Below are 5,231 nucleotides of genomic sequence, written 5' to 3' on the forward strand. Positions count from 1 at the left end.
ATGTAAGTCCAAATGCGACTTACGATGTTACCTTCTCTGGGGATCTTGATGGGGATGGTCAGGCAGATGATACGGCCACTTATCAAGTTACTGTTGGTTCCGAAAACGTCAAACAAGATGTAGTTAGCGACAATTTACCTCCATCTACTCCCACCAATAGTGCTCCCACAGCAGTAGAAATAGATAACAATTCTATTGCTGAAAATAGTGACAATAATACAGTGGTGGGTAACTTAACTACTGATGACCCGGATGCTGGTGATACTCACAGTTATCAATTGTTAGATAATGCTGATGGTCGTTTTGCTCTAGATGGAGACCAAATAGTAGTTGCTGATGGTTCTGGGTTAGATTTTGAAAGTATTGCGAATCATAATATTACTGTGCGAACTACTGATGCTGGGGGTGAAAGTTTTGAGCAACAGTTGACTATTAATGTAACTGATGTGGATGAGACTCCCACTGAACCTGAGAACTTCAATACTATCTATGGAAGTGACAACAACGATAATCTACGTGGCACAGTAGATAATGATGCGATCTACGGTGAAGGTGGCAATGATGTACTTACTGGACGCAAAGGTGACGATCTGCTCAATGGCGACAGTGGAAATGACGAAATTAATGGTGGAAATGGTGACGATATCCTCAATGGTGGTTCTGGTAACGATATCCTCAATGGTGGAAGAGGTATGGATACTCTTACAGGAGTAGATATAACTTCTGCTCAACCTGGTTATAATCAGATAGATATTTTGCGGGGGAATGCCGATGCTGATCTATTTATCTTGGGTGATAATAGTCAAGTGTACTACACTGGAAATGGTATAAACGATTATGCTCGGATCGATACTTTCAATAGTGCTGAAGGCGATCAAATTCAACTATCTGGAAGTATTGGTGACTATACATTAGAAGAAAATGTTCCTGGATTGCCAAAAGGAACTGCTATTTACAATAATGATGATTTGGTTGGTATTGTCAATAATGTTAGAAATATGGATTTGAATAGCAGTGATTTTTCTTTTGTATAAACCTCTAATTTGGCCTGAATTGATTTTATGGTAGTGGTGCATTGTATGATTTTGGTAAAGGTTAGGTGAACATTTTAGCCACCATCCACCACTACTGCTATAGAACCAATTTGGGTTCTGGGGATGTTTTATAGCAATGAGCGCTGGTATATTTACAAATTGTAGGAGAGCCAAATAGCTAAAAGTCTTATATTATCGGCAATTTATTCCCCCTTCCGCAGCTGTTGCAAGGCAGCACAGCGCTATATATCAAATTCGTTTAATTCGGCACGTAAAAAATGTTCCATCTTCAACCATTACCAAATATTTCTCGATTTTCCCCTCCACCGGAGGGGCGAGGGGTGGGTCCCCATCTCCCCATCTCCCCATCTCCCCATCTAATTACACCGATGCTACCGGATTTGATATTACACCTCCTAAAATTAAGCGACAAGCTCGCGCGGGGATTTGAACCCAAGCTTTTCGGTCTGGAGTGCTCCCCAAACAGAATTATATGTATGCGCAAATTTTGAGGCTGAAGCGCTGAAGCGCTAATAGCTGATAGCTAGTTAATGTTTTGAAAGTACAAGATATTACTGCCATTCCCTGTGTGGAAAGAGAGTTAATGTTACTCAAGATTAATGCTACTAAAAATATGCGCTCGCTTATTGGTTGAGATTGCAAATATTTTTCGGGCGCGGGTAGTAGACTTAGGTGAGGACTCATTAACTATTGAAGTAGTAGCAGACCCAGGAAAAATGGTTGCTATTGTCCAAATGCTTGCTAAATATGGTATCCGTGAAATTGCTAGAACAGGTAAAATTGCTTTAACTCGTGAGTCTGGAGTTAATACTGAGTTCCTAAAACTGAGAGCTTTGGAAGTAAAAATATAAGTATTTTCTAGGATGTTAATAAGGAAAGGGTTAATCCGATAGGATAGGGAATGGTAATTGAAGCTTTTATCTCATTTCTAAGACTACTACTTTTCTCTTTCAAAACCTAACTTACCTTGATATTTTACTGATTTAATTTTCGTTCTAATCCTAATTGTTTTCAATTAAATATCCTATCTTAAGTGATTACTCCTTTTTTGAGTGCAACCTCATTAGAAAAAATTACTTTTTTTGCGATTTGAATATTTTTTTTGTTCATTAAATAGATTGACTAACAATTTCCTCAAAGATATCCCACGGTAAGATTGCTCAAAATACGATTTTGAGCTTAAAAAAAAATTAAGAATTAGTGTTTTCACTTAAGACAAAAATACTAACTTTTTGATCTGGTAAAATTACTCCCGGAACTTTACAAAGTTCCATGTAAAACTAGATAGTAAATTAAATAATCCCTTGTTCTTAAAACACAAAGCAAGTAGTTAAGTCCTGTTCAATTAATTCTGAATTTAAACTACATGATTTGGCTAACTTTTCGAGCAATATTTAATTACTAAAAACTTGAATTGACAAGGGAAATAATCCCGATTTTTCAAGTACTGCAGTGGAAATTTACAACACAACAAACCATGGCTAATACAGTTCCTTCCGCTCAAGACCAATATATGCTCGAATTGATCAACAGAGGTCGAGCAAATCCTCAAGCAGAAGCAGATCGTTATCTAGATGGAATAAATGGAAGAGATGGAGACCTAAATCAAGGAGTTCGCGCACGAGATACAATTTCCACTGATGCAAAACAACCTCTAGCATTTAATCTCAACCTGAATACTGCTACTGAAGGTCACGCTCAATGGTTACTAGATGAGAACAAGTTTCAACACAGAGGAGAAGGTGGTACAAACTCCAGACAACGTATGCAAGCTGCGGGCTACACATTCACAGGTTCTTCTGGTAATGGGGAAAACCTTGCTTGGTTTGGAACAACAGGTTTTGTAGACTTCACCGGACTTGTGAGGAAAAACTACGAAAACTTGTTTATTGACAAAGACTACCGTCACAGAGGACATCGTGTAAGTCTGATGAACCCTAACTTCCGGGAAATCGGAATTTCTTCACTACAAGGCCCGTTTACTTCTGGTGGCAGAACTTATAATGCAGTGATGAGTGCCCAAAACTTTGCCTATTCTGCAGCGGGCGGCCCATTTATCACAGGTGTTGCCTACACTGATGCAGTTACTGATGACGATTTCTATACAGTTGGTGAAGGAATAGGCGGAATAACAGTTACAGCGGTTGATACAGAAAATAGTGCTAATACTTTTACGACAACAACTTGGAACTCAGGTGGTTATAGTTTAGATGTAAGTCCAAATGCGACTTACGATGTTACCTTCTCTGGGGATCTTGATGGGGATGGTCAGGCAGATGATACGGCCACTTATCAAGTTACTGTTGGTTCCGAAAACGTCAAACAAGATGTAGTTAGTGACAATTTACCTCCATCTACTCCCACCAATAGTGCTCCCACAGCAGTAGAAATAGATAACAATTCTATTGCTGAAAATAGTGACAATAATACAGTGGTGGGTAACTTAACTACTGATGACCCTGATGCTGGGGATACTCACAGTTATCAATTGTTAGATAATGCTGATGGTCGTTTTGCTCTAGATGGAGACCAAATAGTAGTTGCTGATGGTTCTGGGTTAGATTTTGAAAGTATTGCGAATCATAATATTACTGTGCGAACTACTGATGATGGGGGTGAAAGTTTTGAGCAACAGTTAACTATTAATGTAAGTAATGTGGATGAAACTCCCACTGAACCAGATAACTTCAATACTATCTATGGAAGTGACAACAACGATAATCTACGTGGCACAGTAGATAATGATGCGATCTACGGTGAAGGTGGCAATGATGTACTTACTGGACGCAAAGGTGACGATATACTCAATGGTGGTCTTGGAAACGATAAGATCAATGGTGGTTCTGGAAACGATATACTCAATGGTGGTCTTGGAAACGATAAGATCAATGGTGGAAAAGGTATGGATACTCTTACAGGAGTAGATATAACTTCTGCTCAACCTGGTTATAATCAGATAGATATTTTGCGGGGGAATGCCGATGCTGATCTATTTATCTTGGGTGATAATAGTCAAGTGTACTACACTGGAAATGGTGTCAACGATTATGCTCGGATTGAAACTTTCAATGGTGCTCAAGGCGATCAAATTCAACTATCTGGAAGTATTGGTGACTATACATTAGAAGAAAATGTTCCTGGATTGCCAAAAGGAACTGCTATTTACAATAATGATGATTTGGTTGGTATTGTCAAGAATGTTAGAAATATGGATTTGAATAGCAGTGATTTTTCTTTTGTATAAATCTCTAGTTTGATCTGAATTGATTTTATGGTAGTGGTGCATTGTATGATTTTGGTAAAGGTTAGGTGAGCATTTTAGCCACCATCCACCACTACTGCTATAGAACCCATTTGGGTTCTGGGGATGTTTTATAGCTAGGACTTACGCAGATACGCTATATATAGTACTTGTAACTATTGTCCAATAGTTACTGGACTCTATAAATAGTGTATTTGCGTAAGTCCTGATAGCAATGAGCGCTGGTATATTTACAAATTGTAGGAGAGGCCAAATAGCTAAAAGTCTTATATTATCGGCAATTTATTCCCCCTTCCGCAGCTGTTGCAAGGCAGCACAGCGCTATATATCAAATTCGTTTAATTCGGCACGTAAAAAATGTTCCATCTTCAACCATTACCAAATATTTCTCGATTTTCCCCTCCACCGGAGGGGCGAGGGGTGGGTCCCCATCTCCCCATCTCCCCATCTCCCCATCTAATTACACCGATGCTACCGGATTTGATATTACACCTCCTAAAATTAAGCGACAAGCTCGCGCGGGGATTTGAACCCAAGCTTTTCGGTCTGGAGTGCTCCCCAAACAGAATTATATGTATGCGCAAATTTTGAGGCTGAAGCGCTGAAGCGCTAATAGCTGATAGCTAGTTACAGCGGTTTTCCTGCACGGTAGACTACAGTAGGGACGTTCCATGGAACGTCCCTACTGTGGTTTTGTTTGTGAAGATGTGGTTCATCAACTTGAAAAGCGCTGTAATGCTTTGAAAGTACAATATATTACTGCCATTCCCTGTGTGGAACGAGAGTGAATGTTACTCAAGATTAATGCTACTAAAAATATGCGCTCGCTTATTGGTTGAGATTGCAAATATTTTTCGGGCGCGGGTAGTAGACTTAGGTGAGGACTCATTAACTATTGAAGTAGTAGCAGACCC

2 protein-coding genes and 2 pseudogenes are annotated in these 5,231 nt (G+C 39.3%); all 4 read left to right on the forward strand.

The genetic code is table 11. The features are described 5' to 3' along the window. The coding region (locus F6K15_RS37275; protein ID WP_293071072.1) for a calcium-binding protein at window positions 1-1,034 on the forward strand (1,034 nt) is incomplete at its 5' end. Window positions 1,035-1,578: 544 nt separating this feature from the next. Next, window positions 1,579-1,906: pseudogene (ilvN, locus tag F6K15_RS37280) on the forward strand (acetolactate synthase small subunit); the annotation flags it as partial. 626 nt (window positions 1,907-2,532) lie between these two features. Beyond that, window positions 2,533-4,299: a cadherin domain-containing protein gene (locus F6K15_RS37285; RefSeq protein WP_293071073.1), complete on the forward strand. Its 1,767-nt coding sequence runs from the start codon at window positions 2,533-2,535 to the stop codon at window positions 4,297-4,299. A 713-nt stretch (window positions 4,300-5,012) separates the two neighbouring features. Further along, window positions 5,013-5,231 (forward strand): annotated as a pseudogene (gene ilvN / locus F6K15_RS37290) (acetolactate synthase small subunit); the annotation flags it as partial.

It is taken from the genome of Okeania sp. SIO2B3 (assembly GCF_010672525.1).
Classification (GTDB): domain Bacteria; phylum Cyanobacteriota; class Cyanobacteriia; order Cyanobacteriales; family Microcoleaceae; genus Okeania.